The 22,456-nt window shown below is 70.4% G+C and carries 27 protein-coding genes and 2 tRNA genes; 19 read left to right on the top strand and 10 right to left on the bottom strand.

What is annotated here, in order from left to right:
- Positions 1–39 precede the first annotated feature (39 nt).
- The gene (locus ABGB17_RS15390; protein WP_347629840.1) at positions 40–1,359 is read left to right on the top strand and encodes a hypothetical protein; all 1,320 of its coding nucleotides are present in this window, start codon (positions 40–42) and stop codon (positions 1,357–1,359) included.
- On the opposite strand, the gene ABGB17_RS15385 is transcribed toward ABGB17_RS15390, so the two are convergent.
- Genes ABGB17_RS15385 through ABGB17_RS15370 form a run of 4 tightly spaced genes read right to left on the bottom strand, consistent with a single transcriptional unit; the run spans position 1,337 to position 3,932 of the window.
- Positions 1,337–1,900, bottom strand: a complete 564-nt coding sequence (locus ABGB17_RS15385) for a hypothetical protein (RefSeq protein WP_347629838.1) — start codon at positions 1,898–1,900, stop codon at positions 1,337–1,339. The two genes, ABGB17_RS15390 and ABGB17_RS15385, sit on opposite strands and share 23 nt — an antisense overlap.
- Positions 1,897–2,496 (bottom strand): hypothetical protein, encoded by a 600-nt coding sequence (locus tag ABGB17_RS15380; RefSeq protein ID WP_347629836.1) that lies wholly within the window; start codon positions 2,494–2,496, stop codon positions 1,897–1,899. The genes ABGB17_RS15385 and ABGB17_RS15380 overlap by 4 nt, the downstream gene beginning before the upstream one ends.
- On the bottom strand, positions 2,493–3,116 hold the full coding sequence (locus ABGB17_RS15375; RefSeq protein WP_347629834.1) for a hypothetical protein: 624 nt from the start codon (positions 3,114–3,116) through the stop codon (positions 2,493–2,495). Before ABGB17_RS15375 ends, ABGB17_RS15380 begins: the two co-directional genes overlap by 4 nt.
- A gap of 60 nt (positions 3,117–3,176) precedes the next feature.
- Positions 3,177–3,932, bottom strand: a complete 756-nt coding sequence (locus ABGB17_RS15370) for a M15 family metallopeptidase (RefSeq protein WP_347629832.1) — start codon at positions 3,930–3,932, stop codon at positions 3,177–3,179.
- Between the two features lie 336 nt (positions 3,933–4,268).
- On the opposite strand from ABGB17_RS15370, the gene ABGB17_RS15365 reads away from it, so the two are divergent.
- Positions 4,269–5,450, top strand: a complete 1,182-nt coding sequence (locus ABGB17_RS15365; protein ID WP_347629830.1) for an ATP-binding protein — start codon at positions 4,269–4,271, stop codon at positions 5,448–5,450.
- Positions 5,451–5,667: 217 nt separating this feature from the next.
- Here ABGB17_RS15365 and ABGB17_RS15360 read toward each other — a convergent pair whose 3' ends face one another.
- Positions 5,668–6,501 carry a MauE/DoxX family redox-associated membrane protein gene (locus ABGB17_RS15360; protein ID WP_347629828.1) on the bottom strand — a complete coding sequence of 278 codons (834 nt, stop codon included), beginning with the start codon at positions 6,499–6,501 and terminating at the stop codon, positions 5,668–5,670.
- Between the two features lie 67 nt (positions 6,502–6,568).
- Positions 6,569–7,510 (bottom strand): hypothetical protein, encoded by a 942-nt coding sequence (locus ABGB17_RS15355; RefSeq protein WP_347629826.1) that lies wholly within the window; start codon positions 7,508–7,510, stop codon positions 6,569–6,571.
- 295 nt (positions 7,511–7,805) lie between these two features.
- Here ABGB17_RS15355 and ABGB17_RS15350 point away from each other — a divergent pair, with 295 nt between their 5' ends.
- Entirely contained in the window at positions 7,806–8,318 is a 513-nt protein-coding gene (locus ABGB17_RS15350; protein WP_347629824.1) for a SigE family RNA polymerase sigma factor, read from the top strand.
- 65 nt (positions 8,319–8,383) lie between these two features.
- Positions 8,384–9,979, top strand: coding sequence for a long-chain fatty acid--CoA ligase (locus tag ABGB17_RS15345; protein WP_347629822.1), 1,596 nt, complete (start codon positions 8,384–8,386; stop codon positions 9,977–9,979).
- Here the strand turns inward: ABGB17_RS15345 and ABGB17_RS15340 are convergent.
- A complete protein-coding gene (locus ABGB17_RS15340) occupies positions 9,960–10,454 on the bottom strand; it encodes a MarR family transcriptional regulator (RefSeq protein WP_347629820.1) in 495 nt (164 codons plus the stop codon). The two genes, ABGB17_RS15345 and ABGB17_RS15340, sit on opposite strands and share 20 nt — an antisense overlap.
- A 100-nt stretch (positions 10,455–10,554) precedes the next feature.
- Here ABGB17_RS15340 and ABGB17_RS15335 point away from each other — a divergent pair, with 100 nt between their 5' ends.
- From ABGB17_RS15335 to ABGB17_RS15325, 3 genes are all read left to right on the top strand, one after another.
- Entirely contained in the window at positions 10,555–11,121 is a 567-nt protein-coding gene (locus ABGB17_RS15335) for a YceI family protein (RefSeq protein ID WP_347629818.1), read from the top strand.
- 245 nt (positions 11,122–11,366) lie between these two features.
- Positions 11,367–11,456 (top strand) — tRNA-Ser (locus ABGB17_RS15330).
- Between the two features lie 301 nt (positions 11,457–11,757).
- Positions 11,758–11,919 (top strand): hypothetical protein, encoded by a 162-nt coding sequence (locus ABGB17_RS15325; RefSeq protein ID WP_347629816.1) that lies wholly within the window; start codon positions 11,758–11,760, stop codon positions 11,917–11,919.
- 43 nt (positions 11,920–11,962) lie between these two features.
- Here the strand turns inward: ABGB17_RS15325 and ABGB17_RS15320 are convergent, their stop codons facing one another.
- Positions 11,963–12,217 carry a hypothetical protein gene (locus ABGB17_RS15320; RefSeq protein ID WP_347629814.1) on the bottom strand — a complete coding sequence of 85 codons (255 nt, stop codon included), beginning with the start codon at positions 12,215–12,217 and terminating at the stop codon, positions 11,963–11,965.
- Between the two features lie 340 nt (positions 12,218–12,557).
- Between ABGB17_RS15320 and ABGB17_RS15315 the strand changes: the two genes are divergently transcribed.
- From ABGB17_RS15315 to ABGB17_RS15290, 6 genes are read left to right on the top strand one after another with little or no spacing between them, the layout of a single operon-like run.
- Positions 12,558–13,475, top strand: coding sequence for an LLM class flavin-dependent oxidoreductase (locus ABGB17_RS15315; protein ID WP_347629812.1), 918 nt, complete (start codon positions 12,558–12,560; stop codon positions 13,473–13,475).
- A gap of 48 nt (positions 13,476–13,523) precedes the next feature.
- The gene (locus ABGB17_RS15310; RefSeq protein ID WP_347629810.1) at positions 13,524–14,876 is read left to right on the top strand and encodes an MFS transporter; all 1,353 of its coding nucleotides are present in this window, start codon (positions 13,524–13,526) and stop codon (positions 14,874–14,876) included.
- 25 nt (positions 14,877–14,901) lie between these two features.
- A complete protein-coding gene (locus ABGB17_RS15305) occupies positions 14,902–15,309 on the top strand; it encodes a TIGR03668 family PPOX class F420-dependent oxidoreductase (RefSeq protein WP_347629808.1) in 408 nt (135 codons plus the stop codon).
- A gap of 3 nt (positions 15,310–15,312) precedes the next feature.
- Complete coding sequence (locus ABGB17_RS15300) at positions 15,313–15,852, top strand: SigE family RNA polymerase sigma factor (RefSeq protein ID WP_347629806.1); 540 nt, start codon at positions 15,313–15,315, stop codon at positions 15,850–15,852.
- Positions 15,852–17,144, top strand: coding sequence for a hypothetical protein (locus ABGB17_RS15295; protein ID WP_347629804.1), 1,293 nt, complete (start codon positions 15,852–15,854; stop codon positions 17,142–17,144). The genes ABGB17_RS15300 and ABGB17_RS15295 overlap by 1 nt, the downstream gene beginning before the upstream one ends.
- A 10-nt stretch (positions 17,145–17,154) precedes the next feature.
- A complete protein-coding gene (locus ABGB17_RS15290) occupies positions 17,155–17,610 on the top strand; it encodes a MaoC family dehydratase (RefSeq protein ID WP_347629802.1) in 456 nt (151 codons plus the stop codon).
- A 1-nt stretch (position 17,611) separates the two neighbouring features.
- On the opposite strand, the gene ABGB17_RS15285 is transcribed toward ABGB17_RS15290, so the two are convergent.
- A complete protein-coding gene (locus ABGB17_RS15285; protein WP_347629800.1) occupies positions 17,612–18,199 on the bottom strand; it encodes a hypothetical protein in 588 nt (195 codons plus the stop codon).
- A gap of 158 nt (positions 18,200–18,357) precedes the next feature.
- Between ABGB17_RS15285 and ABGB17_RS15280 the strand changes: the two genes are divergently transcribed.
- The 6 genes from ABGB17_RS15280 to ABGB17_RS15255 all read left to right on the top strand — a co-directional run bounded on the left by ABGB17_RS15280 (position 18,358) and on the right by ABGB17_RS15255 (position 21,556).
- Positions 18,358–18,585 carry an RNA-binding S4 domain-containing protein gene (locus ABGB17_RS15280; RefSeq protein ID WP_347629798.1) on the top strand — a complete coding sequence of 76 codons (228 nt, stop codon included), beginning with the start codon at positions 18,358–18,360 and terminating at the stop codon, positions 18,583–18,585.
- A 77-nt stretch (positions 18,586–18,662) separates the two neighbouring features.
- A tRNA-Arg gene (locus ABGB17_RS15275) sits at positions 18,663–18,738 on the top strand.
- 711 nt (positions 18,739–19,449) lie between these two features.
- A complete protein-coding gene (locus tag ABGB17_RS15270; protein ID WP_347629796.1) occupies positions 19,450–19,884 on the top strand; it encodes a cupin domain-containing protein in 435 nt (144 codons plus the stop codon).
- A 131-nt stretch (positions 19,885–20,015) separates the two neighbouring features.
- Positions 20,016–20,243 carry a winged helix-turn-helix transcriptional regulator gene (locus ABGB17_RS15265; protein ID WP_347629794.1) on the top strand — a complete coding sequence of 76 codons (228 nt, stop codon included), beginning with the start codon at positions 20,016–20,018 and terminating at the stop codon, positions 20,241–20,243.
- Entirely contained in the window at positions 20,236–20,739 is a 504-nt protein-coding gene (locus tag ABGB17_RS15260) for an Rrf2 family transcriptional regulator (protein WP_347629792.1), read from the top strand. Before ABGB17_RS15265 ends, ABGB17_RS15260 begins: the two co-directional genes overlap by 8 nt.
- Before the next feature lie 343 nt (positions 20,740–21,082).
- Positions 21,083–21,556, top strand: a complete 474-nt coding sequence (locus ABGB17_RS15255; protein WP_347629790.1) for a VOC family protein — start codon at positions 21,083–21,085, stop codon at positions 21,554–21,556.
- Between the two features lie 556 nt (positions 21,557–22,112).
- On the opposite strand, the gene ABGB17_RS15250 is transcribed toward ABGB17_RS15255, so the two are convergent.
- Positions 22,113–22,253 (bottom strand): hypothetical protein, encoded by a 141-nt coding sequence (locus ABGB17_RS15250; RefSeq protein ID WP_347629788.1) that lies wholly within the window; start codon positions 22,251–22,253, stop codon positions 22,113–22,115.
- Positions 22,254–22,456: the final 203 nt, after the last annotated feature.

The raw sequence follows: 22,456 nt of genomic DNA, 5'->3' as shown, positions 1-22,456 counted from the left end.
CGCACCCACCCGTGCGGAAGCGCTAGCATCCGACAGGCGATGGACGGTTCCCTCTCCCCGGTCCGCCTGCCGTACGACACGGTGCGGCTGGCCACGCGCCTGTTCCTGCCCCTCGCCTTCTACTACACGCTCGGCAGGCTCGCCCACCAGGGCGTCCTCCTCCTGGCCGTCCGCCTCGCCGAGCCCCGAGGCTGGCACGCCTACGCCGCCTTCGCCGTCCTCAGCCTCGGTGTCCTTGTCACCCTGACCGCCTACATCGCGATGCTCAACACCGTGGGCCGGGAACTCGGCACCCTCACGACCACGGCGATCACCCAGGACGAACGAGAGCGGCGCCTCGTGGACGCCATCGCCCACACGCTGCTGCCGTTCCTGGTCTTCTACAGCGCGTGGGGCCTGTTCACCGAGGACGTGCGCGCCTTCACGCGCCTGTTCACCGAACTGCGCCCGGCGATCGACGTCGAGGCCGGCACGGTGCTGCTGGACCTGTTCGACATCAACGTGCTGATCGTGGTCATCACCCTCGGCATCTATGGGCTGAAAGCCGGCTGCGAGCGGCTGTACGGGAAATCCGGCAGTCGCCCGCTCGGGATCGCCAACAGCGCGCTGGAGTGCATGTGGATGTACTTCGGCATCATCTCGCTCGGCAACTGGATCGGCCGCGGCGTCGACTGGCTGACCAGCCGGGTCGTCTGGGCCGACCTCATGGGCCTCGCCGACCTGGTCCCGCTGGCGTCCCAGGTGAAGGAGACCTGGGCCCTCCTCGCCCCCTACCGGGCCGAGCTCGGGGACGGCCTGCTGCAGCCGCTGGTGTGGCTGGCCATGGCGGCCGTCGTGTACAGCTCCTCGGTGACCGACGAGACCAAGGTCATCGAAGGCACCCGGCTGGAACCGCGCCTGTCCGGCTTCTGGCGCCGCCTCCCCGCCCCGGTCCAGCTCGCCGCCGAGTTCTTCTCCCGCGGCTTCCGCGACAAGTACGTCCCCGTGGCCAACGGCCTGCGTTTCGCCCTGCGCGGCGGCGTGGTCTTCTACTTCATGTTCTGCCTGATCTACGTCGCCCTGGAGGCCCTCGCCGCCGTCGGGTTCATGGCCGTCACCCGGCTCCTCGGCCCGCACGAGCCCTACTGGTGGCAGATGTGGGAGGGCGCGGTCATGTTCCCGGTGGACGTGCTGCACGAGGTGCTGCGCATCTGCCTGCTCGCCGCGGCGTTCGACCTCGCCCTGCGCCGCGCCGGGCCCGCGCCGGACGGCGCTCCCGCTCCGGCGGGCCCGCCCGGCACCTCGCCGGTGTCCGACGAGGCCCCGGCCGGTCCTCCCGCCCTGGCGCCGCCTCCCGCTACCGCGCCAGCCGTATCGTGACCGGGTCCGGCGCCAGCCGGATCTCGGCCGACAGGGTCGGGAACGCGTCAGCGGGCACGACGTACACGACCTGGATCGTGAGTACTCGCCCGACGGGCAGCGGGACCATGTCGTAGTTCTCGTCGAACGCGCGGCAGGTGATCGAGTGCTCCGAGCGCTCGACCAGATCACTGCGGATCGTGCGGTCCCAGACGCGCCCCGCCGCGTCGGTGGCGAAGAACTTGCAGGAGCCGGTCTCCTGGCCGAACCACCTGCTCGCCGCCTCCGTCAGGGGACGCGCCGAGATCAGCATGACGGCGACCTTCGTGCGCGGCGGCAGCGGGCGGGCCTGGTCGGCGACCGGGCTCTCCTTGATCTCGGTCAGCCGCCACTCCACCCCGGCGTGCCGGGCCGCCTGCCCTCGCGCGGCCACGATCTCCGGGGCGCCCTCCCCGGTGCGGGCGACGTACTTCTCGCGCCACGGCAGCACCGAGGCGGCGAGCACCGCGGGGATCAGCACGAGCAGGCCGAGGCCGTACAGCAGGTTCCTCCGGGCGCTCACAGGGCCTGCACCGGGCCCACGGTCAGGGACGGCGGCACCTCGGCCGCCAGGCGCGCGGCGTGCCCGGGGGACACGCCGAGATCGACATCCACCGCGGGGCCGAGCGTGTCCAGGGCGTTCGCGCCGCCGCTGTGCTGCCGGACGGCGAGCCACGCCCCCGCCAGCCGGTCCTCCGGGATCTCGAACAGCATCGGGCCGTACACCGGCATGCCCGGCTGCAGCGGTGTCTTCTCCAGGGTGTGGAGGATCGAGGTGTTCGCCATGTACTCGGTGCCGTCCGCCGTACGCAGCCGCGTGCCCTGCACGATCACCGCCTCGCGGGTCGCCGCCACCGTGGCCCAGACCACCAGCCAGACCCCCGGGGTGCTCCGGGGCCTGCCGACCAGTCCGTAGTCGTCGGTCATCCGCACCGACCTCGCGAGCTGCAGGCGGTCCACGCGGAACTGGAACGCGGTGGTGTTCACCTGCTCGCCCAGCCTGCCCCGCGAGACGATGGGGGCGTACCGCTGGTCGACGGACGGGGTGGCGCGCTGGACCACGATGATCGCCGCGAGCAGCGCCGCGGCGGTCAGCGCCCCGAGGACCGCGCGTCTCACCGTGCCACCTCCAGGTCGTACACCGCCAGCTTCTCCCCGGCCCACCACTGCGACAGGGACGACTGGAACCCGCCCCGGTACTCGGAGTCCTCGAAGGTGACCGTGGCGTGCGTGGGGTCGGGCAGCGGGACCGGGACCCGGTAGACGATCATGACCCGCTCGGGCAGCCCCGGCTGCAGTTGGTCGCGGTCGGACCCGCCGTCCCTGACCACGAACTTCGCGGTGCCGTTCTTGAACCAGGTGAGGCCGGCGCCGCTGGGCGAGAGGACCAGGGAGAGCCGCTGCGCCAGATCCTGCGCCGTGGCGGTCTCGCGGCTGACGTTCTCCACCCGCAGCTCCAGCGCGAGGAACCGCCCCGGCTTGGGGTCCCCGAACATCGGCGCCGGGTCCACCTCCACGTACGCCAGCTTCTGCGGCGTGATCGCGAACCGCTGCCCCGTGGTGGTCTCCCCGAGCCGCCGGTGGGCGATCTCCTGCGGCGCCTCCTCAAGCCCGCCGGCCGGCCAGGCCAGGGCCAGCACCGTGCCCAGCACGAACAGCAGGGCCGTGACCACCATCCACGGCCCGGGTGCCTTCCGCGGCGGCGCATCCCGCCGGAGAACCAGCTCCCGAGACGTCACGGCCAGCGATCATAGCCCTCGCATCACCACAAATAGGGGCGAATCCTCTATCTTCCGGGCTCAGCCGCCGCCCTTCGCGAAGTGCTGGTAGTCCTTGGCGCCGTTGAAGTAACCGCCCCACTCCCAGCCGTGCTCGGCGAACAGGTCCACCACGCGGTCGCCCGCGTTGACGACGCCCGGCTTGCGCAGGGGGCGGGTGGCGAAACGTTCGGCGTTGGGGTGGGCCACCGAGCCGTCCGGCTCGACCCAGGGGTTCTCGCGGGGATTGAGGTCGATGGCCTTGCCGTAGGAGTGCTTGGACCAGCCGCTTCCGCCGGTGACCTGGCGGCAGTTGAAGGCCGAGGTGTTGTCGGCGTCGATGGAGTCGAAGTCGCTGGCGTTGTAGGCGTCGATGTTCTCCATGCGGGTGATGGGGAAGCGCCATTCGTACAGCTTGCCGAAGATGTCCGCCACGTCGTCGGTCACCGAGCGGTGCACGATGAGCTCTCCGGTGTGCGCCTTCTTGTCGAAGCCCCAGAAGGTCATGGTGACCTTGCGCAGGCCGGACGGCGCGACGGGACAGCCGGGGCGCCACGACGAGCCGAGCTCCTTGGCCGTGACGGGGGAGACCTTGGCGGAGAACTCCGGCGGGCCCGAGGGGGTGGGTGCCGGCGTCGGGGTCGGCGAAGGCGCGGGCGGGGTCGTGGGATCGGCGGAGGTGGGTACGGGCGTGACGACGGCCGCGGGGGTGCCCGCGCCGCCGCAGGCGGTGACGGCCGCCGCGACACAGGCCAGGGCGAGAACACCCAGGTGGCGAGGCTTTCGAATCTCGGGCATACGCCAGCCTAAGGCCGTCCTGTGACTGGTCGTGACGCAATCGTGATGGTGAGGCGCCGGGTGTCCGACCGGGGACGTACCCGGTCCGTGTCGCGCCTTTTACCGGACAGTGCTCGCGCACGTGTTCGAGGAAGCGCTACAGTTCTGCCCATCGGATCGAACACCGGTTCGGGCCGAGGGGTTCCAGATGAGGGGTGGTGTGCCATGGCGGCGCTCGCTGCACCCGCGCGGACGGCCACCGGCCTCGTTCCCGCGCCGCGCTCCTCCACGACACGCCGTAGCTCTTTCTACGGAAATCTAGGACGGCCGGTATATCCGGCCATACAGTCCGAGAGCGTGGACCCCGTGCGCAATCCCTACGCCCCGGGTGCGGGGCAGCGCCCCCCCGAGCTCGCCGGGCGCGATCGTGAGCTGCGGCAGTTCGAGGTCGTGCTGGAGCGGGTGGCCCGAGGCCGTCCCGAGCGCAGCTTGGTCCTCACCGGGCTGCGCGGAGTGGGCAAGACCGTGCTGCTCAACACCTTCAAGTCCATGGCCATGCAGCGGCTGTGGGGCACCGGCAAGATCGAGGCCCGGCCGGAGCAGTCGATCCGCCGCCCGGTCGCCGCCGCCCTCCACATGGCCATCCGCGAGCTCGCCCCTCGCCACCGCGCGCCCGAGCGCATCGAGGAGTTCCTCGGCGTGCTCAAGGCGTTCGCGATGCGCGACCCGGGCGCCGCCAAGGGCACCTCCCACTGGTCGCCCGCCATCGACGTCCCGGCCGGCCGGGGCCGCGCCGATTCCGGCGACCTCGAGATCGACCTCACCGAGCTGTTCGTGGACGCCGCCTCGGTGGCCACCGACCTCGGCGTCGGCATCGCGCTCTTCATCGACGAGATGCAGGACATCCAGGCCGCCGACATCTCGGCCGTGTGCGCCGCCTGTCACGAGCTGTCCCAGAGCGGCGGCCCGCTGATCGTCGTAGGGGCCGGCCTGCCTCACCTGCCCGGCGTGCTCAGCGCCAGCAAGAGCTACTCCGAGCGCCTCTTCCGCTACGCCCGCATCGACCGCCTGGACCGCGATGCCGCCGACCTCGCGCTCATCGCCCCCGCCGAGCGCGAGCAGGTCGAGTTCACCCCCGAGGCCCTCGACGCGCTGTACGAAGCGGCCGACGGCTACCCCTACTTCGTCCAGGCGTACGGCAAGGTCGCCTGGGACTTCGCGCCCCGCAGCCCCATCACCGCCGACGACGTCCGGGTGGCCGCTCCCGAGGCCGAGGAAGAGCTCGCCGTGGGCTTCTTCGGCAGCCGGTACGAACGGGCCACCCCCGCCGAGCGCGACTACATGCACGCCATGGCCTCGGTGGGCGACGAGCCCGTCCCGACGGCCGACGTCGCCGAGCTGCTCGGCCGCAAGCCGTCCAGCCTGTCCCCGGCCCGCGACAGCCTCATCAAGAAAGGACTGATCTACAGCGCCGAGCGCGGCCTGATCGCGTTCACCGTCCCGCACTTCGGCCGGTTCCTCCGTGCGCAGCCGGTGTAGCGCGGGCCACCCAGAGCCTCATTGACCTCTCTACGGCTTTCTAGAGGGGAAGCTAGAGAGCCGTAGAGAGCTGGATTCGTGGTGCCGGCCGCCCGATCGGGGGTGGGGCGGCCGGCACCACGAGAGTCGATCATCCCCTGATGGGCGACGCCCTGCTGTTCACCGATGCATGACCTGAGCAGGGGGAACAATGAGCGCTACGTATATCTAACGCTGTCTAGTGCACAGCCGATACTTCGATAGATTCCCGCATAGCCTCGTCCCGCAGCTCCATCACGCCCACCCGCACCGGCGCCCGCCGTCCCGTCAGGTAGACCGCGAAGACCACCTCGGCGGGGGCGCCCTCGGCCGTGCGGCCGGAGTAGACGAAGAAACGCCAGCACAGCTCGCGCCACGTGTCGGACGGCTCGCCGGAGACCAGCAGCGGCGCGTGTGCGCGCCACTCGCCGCTGGCGCGCAGGCGGTGCAGCGCCTTGCCGGCCGCCATGGGGCGCTGCTCGCACGGCGCGCGGTGGCGCACCCTGGCGATACCCTCGCCCATCTCGGGGGACAGCAGCGCCAGAATCGCCAGGCCCGCGGCGGTCGCGACCACCAGCTCGGCCGAGAACCCGGACACGATGTCCGCCCCGGACACCGGCACCAGGAGGACCACCACCGCCAGGCCGGCGAGCGACGCGGCCCGGGCGATGGACCGCAGTCCCACCGGAGCGGAGCTGGCCTCCCCGAAGCAGCCGCACCCGACGTCCGGGCGGCGGCGGCGCAGCTCCCACAACACGTACGTCGCCACGGCGAAGAACGCGACGGCCCCCCAGCGCACCAGTGGCCAGGTCGTGCACAGCAGCGCCGCCGCGAGCACGACCTCTCCCGTCGCGCAGAAGATCATGAACGGCCGGCGCCATCGGTCGGGCACCAGCACCCCGGGCCCGAGCCGCGACAGGTTGCCGGGTTGCCCGTGCCCCCCGGCGGTGGCGAGCTTGGCCAGGCCGCCGAGCAGCAACATCAGCACCAGAAGTTCCAGCGCCACGGTGGCGAGCGTCGCCTGCGCGGTCATGCCGTACTCCCCTCCACGGCCGCGGCACCGCCACGAGCGGCGTGGCCGTACCACCGTTCCCGTGCGCTCACCCCAGCCCCACGCGGGCGTTGAAACACCCCGTGGTGAGGTCGCCGCCGAGCTCGACGAACGACACCGGGGACAACTCGGCCACCCTTCCGCGCGGCGAGGTGCCGCACTCCACGCACCGGTCGCAGAACCGCCCGGCCACGCACCCGCAGGCCACGATCGGCAGCACCGCCGACCGTCCCTCGCACACGTTGCCGACGTACAACATCGAGCCGAGCGCCAGATAGGGCAGACCGGTGCAGGAGACCCCGGTGTCCTCGCAGTCGGCGTCGGCCCGCTCCAGCTTGGGGTACGCGGCTCCCGCCTCACCGTCGTCGAAGGCGTCCGACCACGTGGCCGGACCGGAGACGCGTGACTGCACCCCGCCGTACCCGGCCGGGGGCCGCGGCACGGCGGGGGCTCGGTAGGGGGGCTGCGAGGTGGCCGGCAGCCAGGCGCGGCTCGTGCCGCCGGTGCGGGTGCCGATGGCGTCGAACAGGAACCCCGGATCGAACTGCGGGTGCCGCACCCGGATGCGGCCGGAGGCGGCGTAGGGGACCACGACGGTGCGGGTGCCGCGGTGAGGACCGCAGTCCAGCTCCACCGTGACGTCCTTGCCGTCGGTGCCGACGGAGCGGATCACCCCGGTGACCCGTGTGATGTCCGCCCAGATGCGCTCGGCCACCCGGCCGGACTGCCGCGCGCGGATCACCACCCGGGACCCGACCGGCAGATCGGCGGGCGCCACGGCCCTGCCGCGCCACGCGACGGCCCACGGCGCGATGACCAGCCGTTCCTCGCCGCCCTCCGGCGTCTCCACGATGAGCAGGTGGGGGCTGACGTCGCGGATCTCTCCGGTGATGCCGGTCAGCGGGCCCGTCCCGGTCTCCGGCAGGGGACGCGGCGCCGTGTCGCGGCCGAGCACCGCGGACGACAGGGCGTGGCGGCGCTCGACACCCATCGGCCCCTCCCGGTCGCCGTCATGAGCTACTGGTCCGGGGATAGCGTCACATGTTTTCCGGGCGGCCGGTAATCGGGCGGGGCAAAGAATCACACCCGTCCCGGCGTGCGTAGCAAATCCCTCATACCTGGGTGAATTACTCACCGCCCGAGGGTGCCACCGGGCTGTAAACGATCTTTGCCGTTGGCGGGGCGAAACCAGGACGAAGGTTCAGCCCCCCGAGAGCACCGGACTGCGATTCTGACCCCGAGATCCGAATGACTCCTGCCCCTTCGCCCCGGTACCGGTGAACCGAATGAGCGGTAAAGACGAGGAGTTCCGCGAGTACGTCGTCGCCCGCGGTCCCGCGCTGCTGCGCGCCGCCCACCAGTTGACCGGTCAGCCCGCCGACGCCGAGGACCTGCTCCAGGCGGCACTGGCCAAGACCTACCTGGCCTGGGAACGGATCAACGACCGCGCCGCACTCGACGGGTACGTGCGCCGCGCCATGGTCAACATCAACATCTCCTGGTGGCGGCGGCGGAAGCTGGAGGAGTACCCCGCCGAGCACCTGCCCGACCTGCCGGCGCGGGACGTGCCGAGCCGCGGCGAGATCCACGAACTGCTGGAGGAGGCCCTCGCCCGCCTGCCTGTCCGGCAGCGCACGGCCATCGTGCTGCGCTACTACGAGGACATGAGCGAGCCGGAGATCGCGAGGGCCCTCGGCGTCAGCGTCGGCACGGTGAAGAGCACGGTGTCCCGGGGCATGGCCAAGCTGCGCGGCGACGTCGTCCTCGTGCGGGCCCGCCGCGACCCGTTACCCCAGTGAACCGGCCGGACGCTTGTCCAAGCCCCGGGCACGGGGGGAGACTCGGGAAGCGGAGGTGGCGCCTGATGCGCAGCACGATGCCCGACCACCCGCTCACCATCACCTCGATCATGCGGCACGGCACCGGTCTCTTCGGTGACCACGAGGTCGTCACCTACACCGGGGACGGGTACCGGCGCACCCCGTACCACGAGCTCGCCCGCGAGACCGCCCGGCTGGCCGGCGCGCTGCGCGGCCTCGGGGTGGACGCCGGCCGGCGGGTCGCCACGTTCTGCTGGAACAACACCGAGCACCTGGCCGCGTACCTCGCGGTGCCCGCCATGGGGGCGGTGCTGCACACGCTGAACATCCGCCTCTTCCCCGAGCAGGTCGTCTACATCGCCAACCACGCCGAGGACGACGTGGTGCTGGTGGACGGCTCCCTGGCGCCGCTGCTCGCGCCGATGTTGCCGGAGATGAAGACCGTGCGGCACGTCGTCGTCATCGGCCCGGCGGACACCTCGGCACTCGGCGCGGCCGGCAAGCAGGTGCACGACTACCGCACGCTGCTCGACGCGCAGCCCGGCACGTTCGACTGGCCCGAGCTGGACGAACGGGCCGGCGCGTCCATGTGCTACACCAGCGGCACCACCGGCAACCCCAAGGGCGTCGTGTACAGCCACCGCTCGACGTACCTGCACTCCATGAGCGTGTGCACCGGCAACGCGATGGGCCTGCGGGCCGACGACCGCGTGCTGCCGATCGTGCCGATGTTCCACGCCAACGCCTGGGGCATGCCGTACGCCGCGCTGATGGCCGGCGCCTCGCTGATCATGCCGGACCGCTACCTGCAGGCCGAGCACCTGGCGAGGATCATCGCCGAGGAGCGCCCGACGTCGTCCGGCGCCGTGCCGACCATCTGGGGCGACCTGCTGCGGCACGCCCGGCAGCACGGCGCGGACCTGTCGTCCCTGCGGCTCGTGCCGTGCGGAGGCTCGGCGGTGCCCGAGTCGCTCATGCGGGGCTTCGAGGAGGAGTTCGGCGTCCACATCGTGCAGGCGTGGGGCATGACCGAGACGTCCCCGCTCGCCACCGTCGCGCACGGCGACACCTGGGACCTGCGCGTCACCCAGGGACGGCTGCTGCCCGGCGTCGAGGGCCGCCTGGTCGGGCCGGGCGACACCGTGCTGCCGGCGGACGGGCAGGCGGTCGGCGAGCTGGAGGTACGCGGGCCGTGGGTCACCGCGGCGTACTACCTCGACGAGGACGGCTCGCGGTTCCACGACGGGTGGCTGCGCACCGGGGACGTCGGGCGGCTCGACGCGCGCGGCTACGTGACGCTGACCGACCGCGCCAAGGACGTCATCAAGTCGGGCGGGGAGTGGATCTCGTCGGTGGAGCTGGAGAACGCGCTGATGGGACATCCGTCGGTGGTCGAGGCCGCCGTCATCGGGGTGCCGGACGAGCGGTGGGGTGAACGGCCGCTCGCCTGCGTGGTCCTGGACGGCCTCGCCACCGTGGCGGAGCTACGGGACTACCTCTCAGGCAAGGTCGCGCGCTGGCAGGTGCCCGAACGCTGGGCCTTCGTCGACGCCGTTCCGAAGACCAGCGTCGGGAAGTTCGCCAAGCGCACCTTGCGCGAGATGCACGCCAGAGGCGACATCACGATCGTGGAAGGCTGACCTCCCCTTCGGCGCCGGCGGTGGCGCAGGGCCGTACCACGTCCCGGATGACCCGCAGCGCGTCGAGCAGCGTGTCGAGCTGGTCCGGGGCGAGCAGGCCGGTGAACCACCGGTCGATGTCCTCGATGTGCTTGGGGATCACGGACTCCAGGCGCGACAGGCCCTCGCCCGTCAAGGTCGCGTAGGACGCCCTGCGGTCGCTGGCGCACGCGACGCGCTGCACGAGGCCGTCACGTTCGAGGCGGTCCACGACGCGGGTCACGCCGCTGGTGGACAACGAGGTCTGCGCGGCCAGGTCGCTCATGCGCAGGCGGTGGCCGGGGGAACGTCCGAGACGGATCAGTGTCTCGAAGTCGATGTCGGACAGCTTCGACTCCGCGAAGGCGCCCGCCATCTTGGCCATCAGACCGGTGTGCACTTCGGCGAGCAACCCCATCGCGGTCAGTCTGGGGTCGTCGAGTGGGATCACGTTCATAGTCTACGCCACATATAGTTGACGTGGGGAATATTCCTCCTGTAGATGTTTGTTGTCGCAAACATCCGCACGGCAACCACTGATCCTCAGGAGTAACACCATGGGCACTCGCGCCTGGGAAGGCCTCACCATCCCCGAGGCCGGCACGTTCGACCTCGACGCTTCGCACACCCACGTCGGTTTCGTCGCCAAGCACATGATGGTCACCAAGGTCCGCGGGTCATTCACCGAGTTCTCCGGCAGCGTCACCATCGCCGAGGACCCGCTGCAGTCGTCCGCCGAGCTGGCCATCAAGACCGCCAGCATCGAGACCGGCAACGTCGACCGTGACGGCCACCTGCGCAGCGACGACTTCCTGTCGGTGGAGAAGTTCCCCGAGATCACCTTCCGCTCCACCCGCGTCGTCAGCCACTCCGACGAGGACTTCGTCGTCCGCGGCGACCTCACCATCCGCGAGGTCACCAAGGAGGTCACCCTCAAGGTCGAGTACGGCGGCGCCGGCACCAACCCGTGGGGCGCCGAGGTCTTCGGCTTCTCCATCTCGACCGAGATCGACCGCGAGGAGTTCGGCCTCACCTGGAACGTCGCCCTCGAGACCGGCGGCGTGCTGGTGAGCAAGAAGGTCAAGATCGAGGTCGAGGGCGAGGCCACTCGCCGCGCCGCCTGACCTCCCCCGCTGATCGTCCCGTCGCCACCGCGACGGAGATTGTGGCCATCAAAACGGTCATAGCTACTCCAGGGGTCACCCACACCTTGTGTCCACACCCTGTGGACACAAGGTGTGCCCCCCCGCGGTCCGGCCCTACCGGACCGCTGTTCGGCCTTCGTCCAAGGCACTACCGATCACCTCCGCAATCCACTTTGCCGCCCGGCGAGAACGCCGGTACGCTGTCCTGAGCCACTCGGCCATCAGGAGGCTTCGCCTAGTCAGGTCTATGGCGCCGCACTGCTAATGCGGTTTGGGTTCATCGCCCATCCGGGGTTCAAATCCCCGAGCCTCCGCTCCGCTCCAGAGGCCCTCACCCGACCCGGGGGAGGGCCTTTCTGCTTCCCCGAACCGGCCGCCCGCCGTCACACGTCCCATCACCTCCCCCGCTTCACTTCACATCCACCCCGAGTCCCCTCGACTCCCCCGAGCCGTCACGAGGACCGTACCGACACCATTCCACTCCTCCCGGAGCCAAATGTCCCGAACGCCGACCATTCGGAGGATGGACTTTCCCCGCGACACAGTCCCCCGCCCCTCACCCTGCCACCCCGGGGCGTCCGGCGCTCCACGACGCCGGAACGACCCCCGGTTTCCATGCCCTCCCTCACTCCCGGACGGGGGGGTGTACGGGCCCGGGCAGAAGGCATCGGCTCCGACCCCGTCGTGCCGCACCACGTGGGAACATGGCAGCACGAGGTGAAGCTGGAGCAGGCGGCCGTGCACGAACTGGCGGCCCGCCAGAACGCCGGCCCATGACCAGACAGGCGACACGAGCCCCGCGACGGCGCCCGGCCACCCGTCATCCCGCCGGGCAGGGATACCGCGCGTGCCGGTTCGGCGAGCAGCAGACGACGGCGATGGTGGCGAATCGCCCGGCCGTCAGCCAGAACCCCCACTGCACGTCCACACCTGCGCTGAGCGACCGCCTCGCCTCCTCCAAGCGGAGCTCCACCGGCACACGCGCCTCCCCCGCGGGACGCAGGAACGACGCCTCAACGGCCTTGTACCTCCGGCCGAGCCACTCCACCGCCTCCGCCGCGTTCGCCGTGGACACCTCGATCACCCTCCGTGGCTTCAGCAACCAGTCGCACGTCCGCATCGGCGGCAGCCCCGACGCCCCGAACTCCGGATGCCCCGGCCGGCGTTCCCCCTCCCGTCCTTGATCGCTCCCTTGCCCCACCCACGAGTAACAGCGGTAGTGCATGTCGCCCCCCGTACAGCGAGGGCGGCCCCGGCCCCTTCACCAGCGGAGACAGACCGCCCCGTCCCCTACTCCCATGGTCCACGCGGGCGGAGGACGCGATCGGCACGGGCCGATCGGGGTCCCCGGAATAGCGCGGGCATCGGGCGGTTATCCACTACGGACGACATGACCTGGTGAGGAGGGCGGGGAGATGCCTGACTACGGGCACGAGCTGGTGCTGGGGACGTTCATCACTCCGGACGCGGGGGCGGCGGAGGACGTCGTGGGGCTGGCGGAGCTCACCGAGGCGGTGGGGCTGGACATGGTGACGATCCAGGACCACCCGTACAACGCGGAGTTCCTGGACACCTACACCCTTCTCACCTGGATCGCGGCGCGGACCTCACGGCTGCGGGTGTCGGCGAACGTGACGAGCCTCCCGCTGCGGCCGCCGGCGGTGCTGGCGCGGACGGCCGCGAGTCTGGACATCCTGTCCGGGGGCCGCTTCGAGATGGGGCTGGGTGCCGGGGTGCCCACAGCGGCGAGCAGGATGACGGGACGGCAACTGAGCGCGGGGGAGTCGGTCGACGCGCTGGAGGAGGCGATCGACATCCTGCGCGGCGTCTGGGACGTGGCCGCGGACGGCCCGCTGCGCCATCACGGTCAGCACTACGAGATCCCGCAGATGAGACGAGGACCGAGACCCGCGCACGACATCGCGATCTCGCTGGGCGCCTACAAGCCGCGCATGCTCCGCCTGGTCGGCCGCAAGGCCGACGGCTGGCTGCCCACGCTCGACTACATCAAGGACCCGGACATCGCGACGTCCAGCGAACTCATCGACGCCGCCGCCACCGAGGCGGGCCGCGACCCCCGCGAGATCCGCCGGCACCTCAACCTGTTCGACATCGGCTTCACCCCGGTAGGCCGGTCCTTCCTTCACGGCCCCCCGGAGCAATGGGTGGACGACCTGCTCTCCCTGGTCCTGGAGCACGGCTTCAGCTCTTTCTTCATCGGCCGCGACGACCCGGCGATGATCCGAACCTTCGGCGAGGAGGTGGCCCCGGCGCTGCGGGAGGAGGTGGCCCGGGAACGCCGCCGCCTAAGCCCTGCGGACGGCCGGGCCTAGGGCTTTCGCCCGATGTAAACGGGCGAAGTCGGTCATAACGTACGAGGTATGGCACAGACGAGCAGGACGAATCGGGCGTTGACGGTGGGGCTGGTGGCGTTGATGTCGCTGGTCGCGTTCGAGTACATGGCGGTCGCGGTGGCCATGCCTGTGGTGGCGCGGGAGCTCGGCGGGGTGCGGCTGTACGGGCTGGCGTTCAGCGGGGCGATGGCGGCCGGGGTCGTGGGGACGGTGCTCGGGGGGCGGTGGGCGGACCTGCGGGGGCCGAAGGCGCCGCTTTGGGTGGGGACGGCTGGGTTCGCGGGTGGGCTGGCGCTGGCGGGGGCGGCGCCGTCCATGGAAGTGCTGATCGCGGGGCGGATGCTGCAGGGCGTCGGCGGCGGGCTGGTCGGGGTCGCGTTGTACGTGGTGGTGGGGCGGGCGTACCCCGAGGAGACGCACCCGAAGATCTTCTCGCTGTTCGCCACGGCGTGGGTGGTGCCGTCCATGGTCGGCCCGGCGCTGGTGGGGGCCACCGTGGACGTCCTCGGCTGGCGCTGGGTGTTCCTCGCCGTGCCCGTGCTCACCGCGGTCGCCGTCGCGCTGCTGGTCCGCGGGCTGGCCGGTCGCCAACTCGCGCCCCAGACCACGAGTGCCGCACCCGGCAGGCTGGCCGGCAAGGTCGCGTGGGCCGCGGTCACCGCCGTCGGCGCGGGCCTGATGCAGTACGGCGGCGCGGCCAACCCGGCGCTGCTGGTGGCGGGCCTGGTGGTGCTGTCGCTCGCGCTGCCGAAACTGCTCCCCACCGGCACGCTGCGCGCCGCCCGCGGGCTGCCCGCCGTGGTGGGGCTGCGCGGCCTGACCGCGGGGGCGTTCTTCGCCGCCGAGGTCATCGTGCCCCTGATGCTGATCAGCAAGCGCGACATGTCCCCCCTCGCGGCCGGCCTCGCCCTCACCGGCGGCGCGCTGACCTGGTCGTTCGCCTCCTGGCTCCAGGGCCGTGAGGTGTTCGGCCGGACCACCAACCTGATCATGGGTACCGGTGCCATCGGCCTCGGCATCCTGCTGATGAGCGCCGTGACGCTCGACGCCGTCCCCGTGGCGCTCGCGTACCCGTCCTGGATCGTCGCCGGGTTCGGCATGGGCCTGGTCTACCCGACGTTGTCGGTGCTCATCCTGGAGCTGTCCCGGCCCGGCGAGCAGGGCGTGAACAGCTCCGCCCTGCAGGTCGGCGAGATGGTCTTCTCGGTGGTGGCGGTCGCCCTCACCGGCGCCCTTTTCACCGCCACCGGCTCCGGGTACTGGACGGTCTTCGCGGTCGCGCTGCTCCTGGCCGCGGTGGGTCTCTGGGTGGCGCCGCGCCACGTCCCCCCGGCGGGCGACACCGTCACGCCCGTCCCGGCGCACGCTGCGGCCGGATGACGGTCCGGCGTGCTTGGATGCCCTCATGGAGGACGCCGAGCGCGCCCGGTTCCGTAGCGCCCGGGTGGCGAGGCTCGCCACCGTCGGGCCGGACGGCGCCCCGCACCTGGTCCCCGTGACGTTCGCGACGCACGGGGACCTCGTCGTGACCGCCGTCGATCACAAACCCAAGACCACCACCGCCCTGCGCCGCCTGCGCAACATCCAGCACGACCCCCGCGTCTCCCTGCTCGTCGACCACTACGAGGACGACTGGACCCGCCTGTGGTGGGTGCGCGCCGACGGCCGCGCGTCCATCCTCCACGGCGACGACCGCCCCCTCGCGCCGCTCGTCGCCAAGTACCCCCAGTACGCCGCCCGTCCGCCCGAGGGCCCGGTGATCGCCGTCGAGGTCACCCGGTACGTGGGCTGGGCGTACTCAGGTCGTCTCTGACCCGTGCAACAGCGGCGGGGGGTCGTGCGTCCTTGGAGCGTGGAGCAGGCCACCGATTTCGTGGAGTTCGTCCGCAGCCGCGGCAGTGCGTTGTACCGGTACGGCTTCGTGCTGACCGGTAACGCCGACGACGCGGGGGACCTCGTGCAGGAGGCGCTGATGCGTCTCGGCGACGCATGGCCGCGGGTGCGCAACAAGGAGAACCCCGAAGGGTACGTGCGCACGGCGATGGCCCGGCTCCATGTGAGCTGGTGGCGCCGCAGGAGGAGGGAACATCTGATGGCCGTCATCCCCGAGGGGGGATACACCGACAAGGACATCGACCGCCTCGGCGGCGACTCCGGCATGTGGACGGCGCTCGGCACCCTGCCGCGCAGGCAGCGGGCCGTGCTGGTGCTGCGGTACTACGAGGACCTGACGGACGAGGAGATCGCCGGCGTCCTCGGCATCTCCCGCGGCACGGTGCGCAGCCAGGCGTCCCGCGCCCTCGGCAAGCTCAGGGTCGACCACGAGGACCTGGTCGCCGAGCCGGGGTGGTCATGATGAACACCGAGGACCTGGCCCGCACGCTGCGGGCCGCCGCAGGGGTCGCGCCCGAGCCGATCGGCGACCTCGCCGAGGCCGTGGCGGCCCGCCGGGCCGTCCGGACCCGGGCCCGGGTCCGGACGGTGCTGGCGGTGGTGGCCGTCGTGATCGTGGCCGGCGGCGGGACGGTGGCCGTCCGGAAGGCCGGCGGGCACAGGGAGGTCATGAGGCCCGCCACGGCCGCACCCACCAGACCGGTCTTCACCCCGGTACAGAGCCCACTGGCGCCGCCGCTCCCCGTGCGGCCGGCGCAGGACGTCTGGCCGGGCGCCGTCTTCCGGATGCCGGCCGACGCGGGGGACGGGTGGCGTTATCGCCCGATCACGGCGCTCGGCCCGCGCCACCTGCTCGTGTACTTCGAGCGATCACTCGACAGGTTCGAGAGGATCGGGGTGTACGACATCGCGCTCGGGACCGGCACGGTGCTCGCCACCCTGCCGGAACGTCCTGATCTGCAGCGGTATTACGTGCAGGGCGCCGACGCCGACGCCGAGCACATCATCTGGTACGCCACCGGGACACGGCGGGACGGCACGCCGGTGACGGAGTTCTGGGTCGTGGGCCGGGACGGGGGCACCCCACGCATGATCACCACGCTCACCGATGGCACGGTGGAGGAAGCCACCGTGGTGAACGGCCGCCTGGTCTGGTCCCTGGGGCGGGGCGGGGTCTTCAGCATGCCGCTCGGCGGCGGCACCCTCGTGCAGGAGGTGCCGGAGACGTCCGGTTACCAGTTGCTGACCTGGCCGTGGGCGACGCAGAAGCCGATCGTGGACGAGCGGGGAAAGGGCAGGCAGACCGTGCTGGTGAACCTGGAGACCCAGGCGCGCAAGATCATCAGGGCCACGGAGAGCCTCCGGAACGTGCGCTGCGGTCCGAGCTTCTGCTTCGGCGACACGGTGAAGGACGGGAAGCCGGTGGCCGTGGTGCAGCGACTCGACGGTTCCGGACGACGGGAGCTTCCCGGGCTGAGCGGCTTCGGGCCGGAAGCACCGATCGCCGACCGGTTCGTCGCGACCCACATGGCCGGCCCTTCCGCGGAGGGGACGTACCGGCCGGTCGCCGCCGTCTACGACCGGGTCACCGGGGCGGTCGGCGGCGTCGGGGCGAGTGACGGCAGAGGCGGCGGATCCTACGGCAGGGGAGTCTCGTCGTCCGCCAGCCTGGTGTTCTACTGGGGTGCCGACAACTCGGAGAAGCCGGACGAATACTGGGTTCTCAACCTGGCCGCGGTGCCGCCCACAGAATAAGATTCTGGCCATGCGCGTCTTCGCGAACCTCAACGAGCTGAAAGCCGCCACCGGCGAACACCTGGGGTACACCCCGTGGCGCCGGGTCACCCAGGACCAGGTCAACCTGTTCGCCGACGCCACCGGCGACCACCAGTGGATCCACGTCGATGCCGAGCGAGCCGCACGGGGGCCGTTCGGCACGACGATCGCCCACGGCTACCTCAGCCTCGCCCTCCTGCCGTCCCTCATGACGGAACTGTTCCGCATCGAGGGCCTGAAGATGGCCGTCAACTACGGCCTGAACAAGGTCCGCTTCCCGTCGCCGGTGCCGGTCGGCGCCGACATCCGCGCCGGCGCCGAACTGCTCGACCTGAAGAACACCCCCGCAGGCAAGCTGTCCAGCCTGCGGGTCACCGTCGAGGTACGCGACCAGCCCCGCCCCGCGTGCGTCGCCGAGACCCTGTCCCTGTACATAGCGGACTGATCTACCGGAACGCGGCCTGCGCCCCGAGCGGCAGATCGGCGTGCACCCGCCACCCTCCTTCGTGCGGCCCCGCCGACACCGTGCCCCCGAGCCTGCCGGCCCGGCGGCGCATCGCCGCGACCCCCGTGCGCGGCCCCCGCGACGGACTCGCCTGGGCACTCAGCGGACTGTCCACCGTGATCGTCAGCCGATCCGCCCGATACCCCAGGATGACCGTGGCACTGGCCGTCCCGTGCTGGTACACGTTCACCAGCGCCTCATGCACGATCCTCATCGCCGCCAGATCGACGACATCGGGCAACATCCGCGGCGCACCGGACACATGCAACCGCACCGTGAGCCCACCCCTGCGAGAGCACTGCACCAGATCGGCGATCGTCGGCCGCGGATAGTCGTACTGCACCCGCAACAACAACCGCACCAACTCCAGCACCCGCCGCGCATGGGAGTCCTGCACAGCCGCCACCCGACGCCGACGCCTGCCCACCAGCACCGCGACGATCACCGCGACACCGAGCAAGCCGAGTCCAGCCGCCATGACGACGTGAGGCGGCACCCCGCCGATGACGAACAACGCTAGCCGATCCATCCCCCGCGCCCCCGGCCTGACCACACCCCCCGGCAGTCATCTCAAGACATAGCCGGACGATCCGAACGCCACGCCGCCCACCCCGAACCTTTGCAGAGGGATTATCCCCATCCACACCATTTGAGCCCCCCCACCACCGCCTGCCTATGCTGGTCCCCGTGGACGAGAGCTTCCTGGAGGGCACCTTCCGCCTCCGCACCGAGTACATCCCGCTGTGCGACCTACTCAAGGCCTGCGACATAACGGAAACCGGAGGCTCCGCCAAACTCCTGATCGCCGACGGCGAGATCCTGGTAGACGGCGAGGTAGAACTCCGCAAACGCGCCAAGATCCGCCCCGGCCAAACAGTAAGCGGCCAACACTTCGCCATCCACGTAACCACCTGACCCCGCCCCCCCACCCCGCCGCTCCCCATACCGGTTCGGCACACCCCCCAAGACCCGCTATGCTTGTCCCGAGTCAAGCGGCCGTAGCTCAATGGATAGAGCATCTGACTACGGATCAGAAGGTTAGGGGTTCGAGTCCTCTCGGCCGCGCCAGCCAGAAGGGCCCGTCACCAGGGAAACCTGGGACGGGCCTTTCGCTTTGTCCGGACGATTTCTGGAGCTTGCCGGCTGGGAGCCATCGGTGGCTCCCACCTGATCGCCGGCCGCCCTGGCGAACAACCTCAGCCGTTCAAGCGGCGGCGCGGCGCGCCGCCGTACTTGGCCCGCTGCCGGGCCGTGCGGCGCGGGCAACTCTCGGGCTCACTGCCGGTGAAGGAGTTGCCGTACTTGACGGAGATGATCGACCATGCTCTGCGGCCGGGGTATCACCCTGAGCGTGTGCGGCGGGGGCCGGTCGGTTATCGCCATGGTTCGGCAGGCTCGCGGAGGGGACTCGGCCCGCCTGGTGGGGGAGCTGAACGGCCGGTGACGTGGACGTCGTCCTGTGGTCTGGGCAGACCGGTACCAAGGCTTGGATTCGCTTTGGGCAGCTACTCGAATTCGCCGGGTAGCTTTCGAGGAACACCATGCCGCTTGGCCAAGATGCCATGGTGGGAGCCGGGGAGGCTGTCGGTGGTGTGGAGGGGTGCGTACCTTCCAGGCGGGCGAGGACTTGGCTGAGCGTGATGCTCGGTTCGGGGGTGCGCGCGGTGAACTCGGCGAGATCGGTCGGTACCCGCGATGGTTCGTTTACTGGCTCGCCGCCGTGGGATGCCGGGCTGTTGGCCGGGGACAGGAACGATCAGAGGGGGACTGAGTGAACCCATGAGTACGGAGCATGTGCATCACCTGGAGAATCCCGGCGCCACCACTCCGCCGCCGAAAATCGAACTCATCTCTTCGGTGCCGTCACCGCCGCCGATGCCCGACAACGCTGAGGCGATGACGATCCGGGTGACTCTGCCGCCGGGCAGTGAGGGCAATCCGCCGCACCGCCACACAGGTCCTGCGTTCGGGTACATGATCAAAGGGGAGATGCTCTTCGAGTTGGAAGGGGAACCGGAACGGGTCGTCAGAACAGGTGAGACGTTCTGGGAGCCCGGTGGTGACCTCATCCACTACCAGGATGCCAACAATCTTCCCGATGCGGAGACCGAGTTCGTCGTCACGATGTTCGGTGTGGCAGGGCAGCCGATGCTCATCCCGGTGAGTGCGGAAGAACTCGAGGAGCGCAGGGACCGCCGAGCGCCGCGTCCGTGACCTGAGCGGGGAGGCCGGTGCTGCTCCGTCCACGACGTCTGCGGGCCGCGGTGGCCGGCCAGGACGATCGCAGCGCTCCGGGCCTCGGTGCCTCAACGAGTCGCGGCGGCGCCTGACCCCATACTCAGCGCATGCTCACGGTGGCATCGCGGCACCTGGAGCGTGACGGGCTGATCTCGCGGACGGTGCACTCGACCGTCCCGCCTCAGGTCGAGGACGACCTGACCGGCGCGGGTCGCCGTCCTCGCGGGGGGCGCGCGCTGGACGGACAAGCATCTCGACGTGATCCATACGGCCCGGGTGGCGCACCGTGGCCGTTGACCAGGCGTTTCTTGACAAAAGTGAACCTGGATGCTTAATGTCCAGGTTGTGCGGACAGGTAAGGGTGTCGAGTGGGCGATGCATGTGCTGCTCAACCTCGCATGGTCGGAGGACGGTGAGCCGGTGACCACCGCGCAACTGGCCGCCGGTCACGACCTGTCGGTGTCTTACCTGAACAAGCAACTGCAGCAGCTGGCCAAGGCCGGTCTGCTCGAATCGGTACCGGGGGCGCGGGGTGGGTTTCGCCTGGCTCGTTCCCTGGAGGCGGTGTCGGTGCTGGACGTGGTCGTTGCCATCGAGGGGGATGCACCCCTTTTCCGGTGCACCGAGATCCGCCGGTGCGGCACCATCGGGGAGCGGTGCCCCGACTCCCTGTTCGCCGACCCATGTGCGGTGAAGGCGGCCATGGGGCGGGCAGAAGCGGCCTGGCGGAAGGCGTTGGCCGAACAGAGCCTCGCCGACGTGAGGGCCGCGGCCGAAGGGCACGCTCCCGGCGTCGCGGCGCATGTTCGCCATGCGTTCGGACGCGACTGATTCCTCTCGTGCGGCATCTCCGCGCGATCTTTTCGGAGGGCAGACCTGGTTAAAAAATATCTAGATTCTGCCGGTCGGCCCGAATGAACGGAGGCCGGATAGCCGCCGTGACGCAGATGACCGGCAAGGGCCGTGACCCCGATGCCGGGGACGGTGCGCCGGTCCGGGGCGCGTCCGGCGACCAGTAGCACAGCCGTCCACGGGGATGCGGCTGTGAACAGGGGAAACCGCTCGGCGGGCGGTATGCGCCGCTCTGGCGTGTGCCGTGCCGCCGACCGCAACCATTCACTGAACGGGGGACGTACGTCGTGCGATCCACCGTCGTCAAGAAAGATGAACCCAGATGGATCTGAAACTCGAACTCATCGTGCTGCCTGTGTCCGACGTCGACCGGGCCAAGTCCTTCTACGAGGCGGCGGGATTCCGTTTTGATCTCGACAAGACCGTCAGTGAGGACTGGCGCGCGGTCCACTTCACGCCACCCGGCTCGGAGTGTTCGATCATTTTCGGCAACGGGATCACCTCCGCCGCGCCAGGTTCGGTCCAGGGGCTCTACCTCATCGTCTCCGACATCGAGAAGGCCCGCGCGGAGCTGGCCGGCCGCGGCGTCGAAATCAGCGAGATCTTTCACGACGCGAGCGGGCTCTACTACCACGGCCACGATGCCGGAGACTTCACCCACCGGCTCAACGGCCAGGGACGGCTGACCGGCCCGCACCCAGACCGAAACGACTACGGCTCCTACGCCACCTTCAGCGACCCGGACGGCAACGGCTGGGTGTTGCAGGAGGTCAAGAAGCGGGCCCCCGGCCGCTGACCTCACGTCACCTGCCCACAACGCCGCCAAGCGGCGTGACCCTGCCCGACTCAGTCATGCGAAGGAGTCCGACCGCTGGTTGCCAGTGATGGGTGGTCCTCGGCGATCTGACCCGGCCCGAGACCGCCGCGGCAGCGCTGGAGGGTGTCCGGCGGATGTACTTCGCGAGCGGAGCGGGACAAGACGGTACAGCCGTCGCGAAGGGGAGGACATGTGACGTCGGCACGAGTACTGGTGATCGGCCTCGATCCTGTGAAGATCGAGGGCTGGGACCCGGAGCCGGCTGAGTGATTCCTCCGTCGGCGCTGGGTGGAGTGCCTCGAGGGCCGGCGCGTCTTGGGCTTGAGTGTTGTACAGCAGTCCGTACAGCACACCGCCTCACTCGATCACACTCCACCAGCTCATAAACGCCGCCTGGCAGGCCGGGAAGCTGAGGACGAGGTGCGTCTGCCCTTCCTTACGGATCAGAAGTTCAGGGTTCGAGTCCTCTCGGCCGCGCCAGCCACGAAGGTCCGTCACCAGGCAAACTGGGGACGGGCCTTCTTGCTTTCCACCTTCACGTGGTGCCCTCCACCTCTGTGGGGGCCACCCTGGAGCCACCCGCGTGGATCTTTCCGGGGGCTCCGGAGATCGCCTCCGGCGCCGCCCGCTCGTCGCCCTCCAGCAAGTGGCCGTAGACGTCCACGAAAGCACCCACCCAGCCATACGAACAGGCCTCTTAATTCATTCACCCAGGCTCTGCTCTCAACGTCTCGACCATGATTCCGGCTCCCGGTTGCAGTTCACCGCCGTCCATGCCGTTCCAGACGGAATGGCCGCGTCCTTGGTCCAGGTTGAACCGATCGGGACGGGCCGGATCCGAGCTGCTAATGCGGTTTATGCTTCCCGCGCGGCATCTGT

It is taken from the genome of Sphaerisporangium sp. B11E5 (assembly GCF_039871875.1).
Classification (GTDB): Bacteria; Actinomycetota; Actinomycetes; order Streptosporangiales; family Streptosporangiaceae; genus Sphaerisporangium.
This window is presented reverse-complemented; position numbering and strand designations above follow the sequence as displayed.

Excerpts from the sequence above, each read along its gene's own strand:
- ABGB17_RS15325 (WP_347629816.1), top strand. The coding sequence starts at position 11,758 with ATGCCCTCCCTCACTCCCGGACGGGGGGGTGTACGGGCCCGGGCAGAA.
- ABGB17_RS15335 (WP_347629818.1), top strand. The coding sequence starts at position 10,555 with ATGGGCACTCGCGCCTGGGAAGGCCTCACCATCCCCGAGGCCGGCACG.
- ABGB17_RS15290 (WP_347629802.1), top strand. The coding sequence starts at position 17,155 with ATGCGCGTCTTCGCGAACCTCAACGAGCTGAAAGCCGCCACCGGCGAA.
- ABGB17_RS15255 (WP_347629790.1), top strand. The coding sequence starts at position 21,083 with ATGGATCTGAAACTCGAACTCATCGTGCTGCCTGTGTCCGACGTCGAC.
- ABGB17_RS15390 (WP_347629840.1), top strand. The coding sequence starts at position 40 with ATGGACGGTTCCCTCTCCCCGGTCCGCCTGCCGTACGACACGGTGCGG.
- ABGB17_RS15360 (WP_347629828.1), bottom strand. The coding sequence starts at position 6,501 with ATGACCGCGCAGGCGACGCTCGCCACCGTGGCGCTGGAACTTCTGGTG.
- ABGB17_RS15265 (WP_347629794.1), top strand. The coding sequence starts at position 20,016 with ATGCTCACGGTGGCATCGCGGCACCTGGAGCGTGACGGGCTGATCTCG.
- ABGB17_RS15260 (WP_347629792.1), top strand. The coding sequence starts at position 20,236 with ATGCTTAATGTCCAGGTTGTGCGGACAGGTAAGGGTGTCGAGTGGGCG.
- ABGB17_RS15315 (WP_347629812.1), top strand. The coding sequence starts at position 12,558 with ATGCCTGACTACGGGCACGAGCTGGTGCTGGGGACGTTCATCACTCCG.
- ABGB17_RS15345 (WP_347629822.1), top strand. The coding sequence starts at position 8,384 with ATGCGCAGCACGATGCCCGACCACCCGCTCACCATCACCTCGATCATG.
- ABGB17_RS15295 (WP_347629804.1), top strand. The coding sequence starts at position 15,852 with ATGAACACCGAGGACCTGGCCCGCACGCTGCGGGCCGCCGCAGGGGTC.
- ABGB17_RS15285 (WP_347629800.1), bottom strand. The coding sequence starts at position 18,199 with ATGGATCGGCTAGCGTTGTTCGTCATCGGCGGGGTGCCGCCTCACGTC.
- ABGB17_RS15305 (WP_347629808.1), top strand. The coding sequence starts at position 14,902 with ATGGAGGACGCCGAGCGCGCCCGGTTCCGTAGCGCCCGGGTGGCGAGG.
- ABGB17_RS15270 (WP_347629796.1), top strand. The coding sequence starts at position 19,450 with ATGAGTACGGAGCATGTGCATCACCTGGAGAATCCCGGCGCCACCACT.
- ABGB17_RS15340 (WP_347629820.1), bottom strand. The coding sequence starts at position 10,454 with ATGAACGTGATCCCACTCGACGACCCCAGACTGACCGCGATGGGGTTG.
- ABGB17_RS15370 (WP_347629832.1), bottom strand. The coding sequence starts at position 3,932 with ATGCCCGAGATTCGAAAGCCTCGCCACCTGGGTGTTCTCGCCCTGGCC.
- ABGB17_RS15355 (WP_347629826.1), bottom strand. The coding sequence starts at position 7,510 with ATGGGTGTCGAGCGCCGCCACGCCCTGTCGTCCGCGGTGCTCGGCCGC.
- ABGB17_RS15310 (WP_347629810.1), top strand. The coding sequence starts at position 13,524 with ATGGCACAGACGAGCAGGACGAATCGGGCGTTGACGGTGGGGCTGGTG.
- ABGB17_RS15350 (WP_347629824.1), top strand. The coding sequence starts at position 7,806 with ATGAGCGGTAAAGACGAGGAGTTCCGCGAGTACGTCGTCGCCCGCGGT.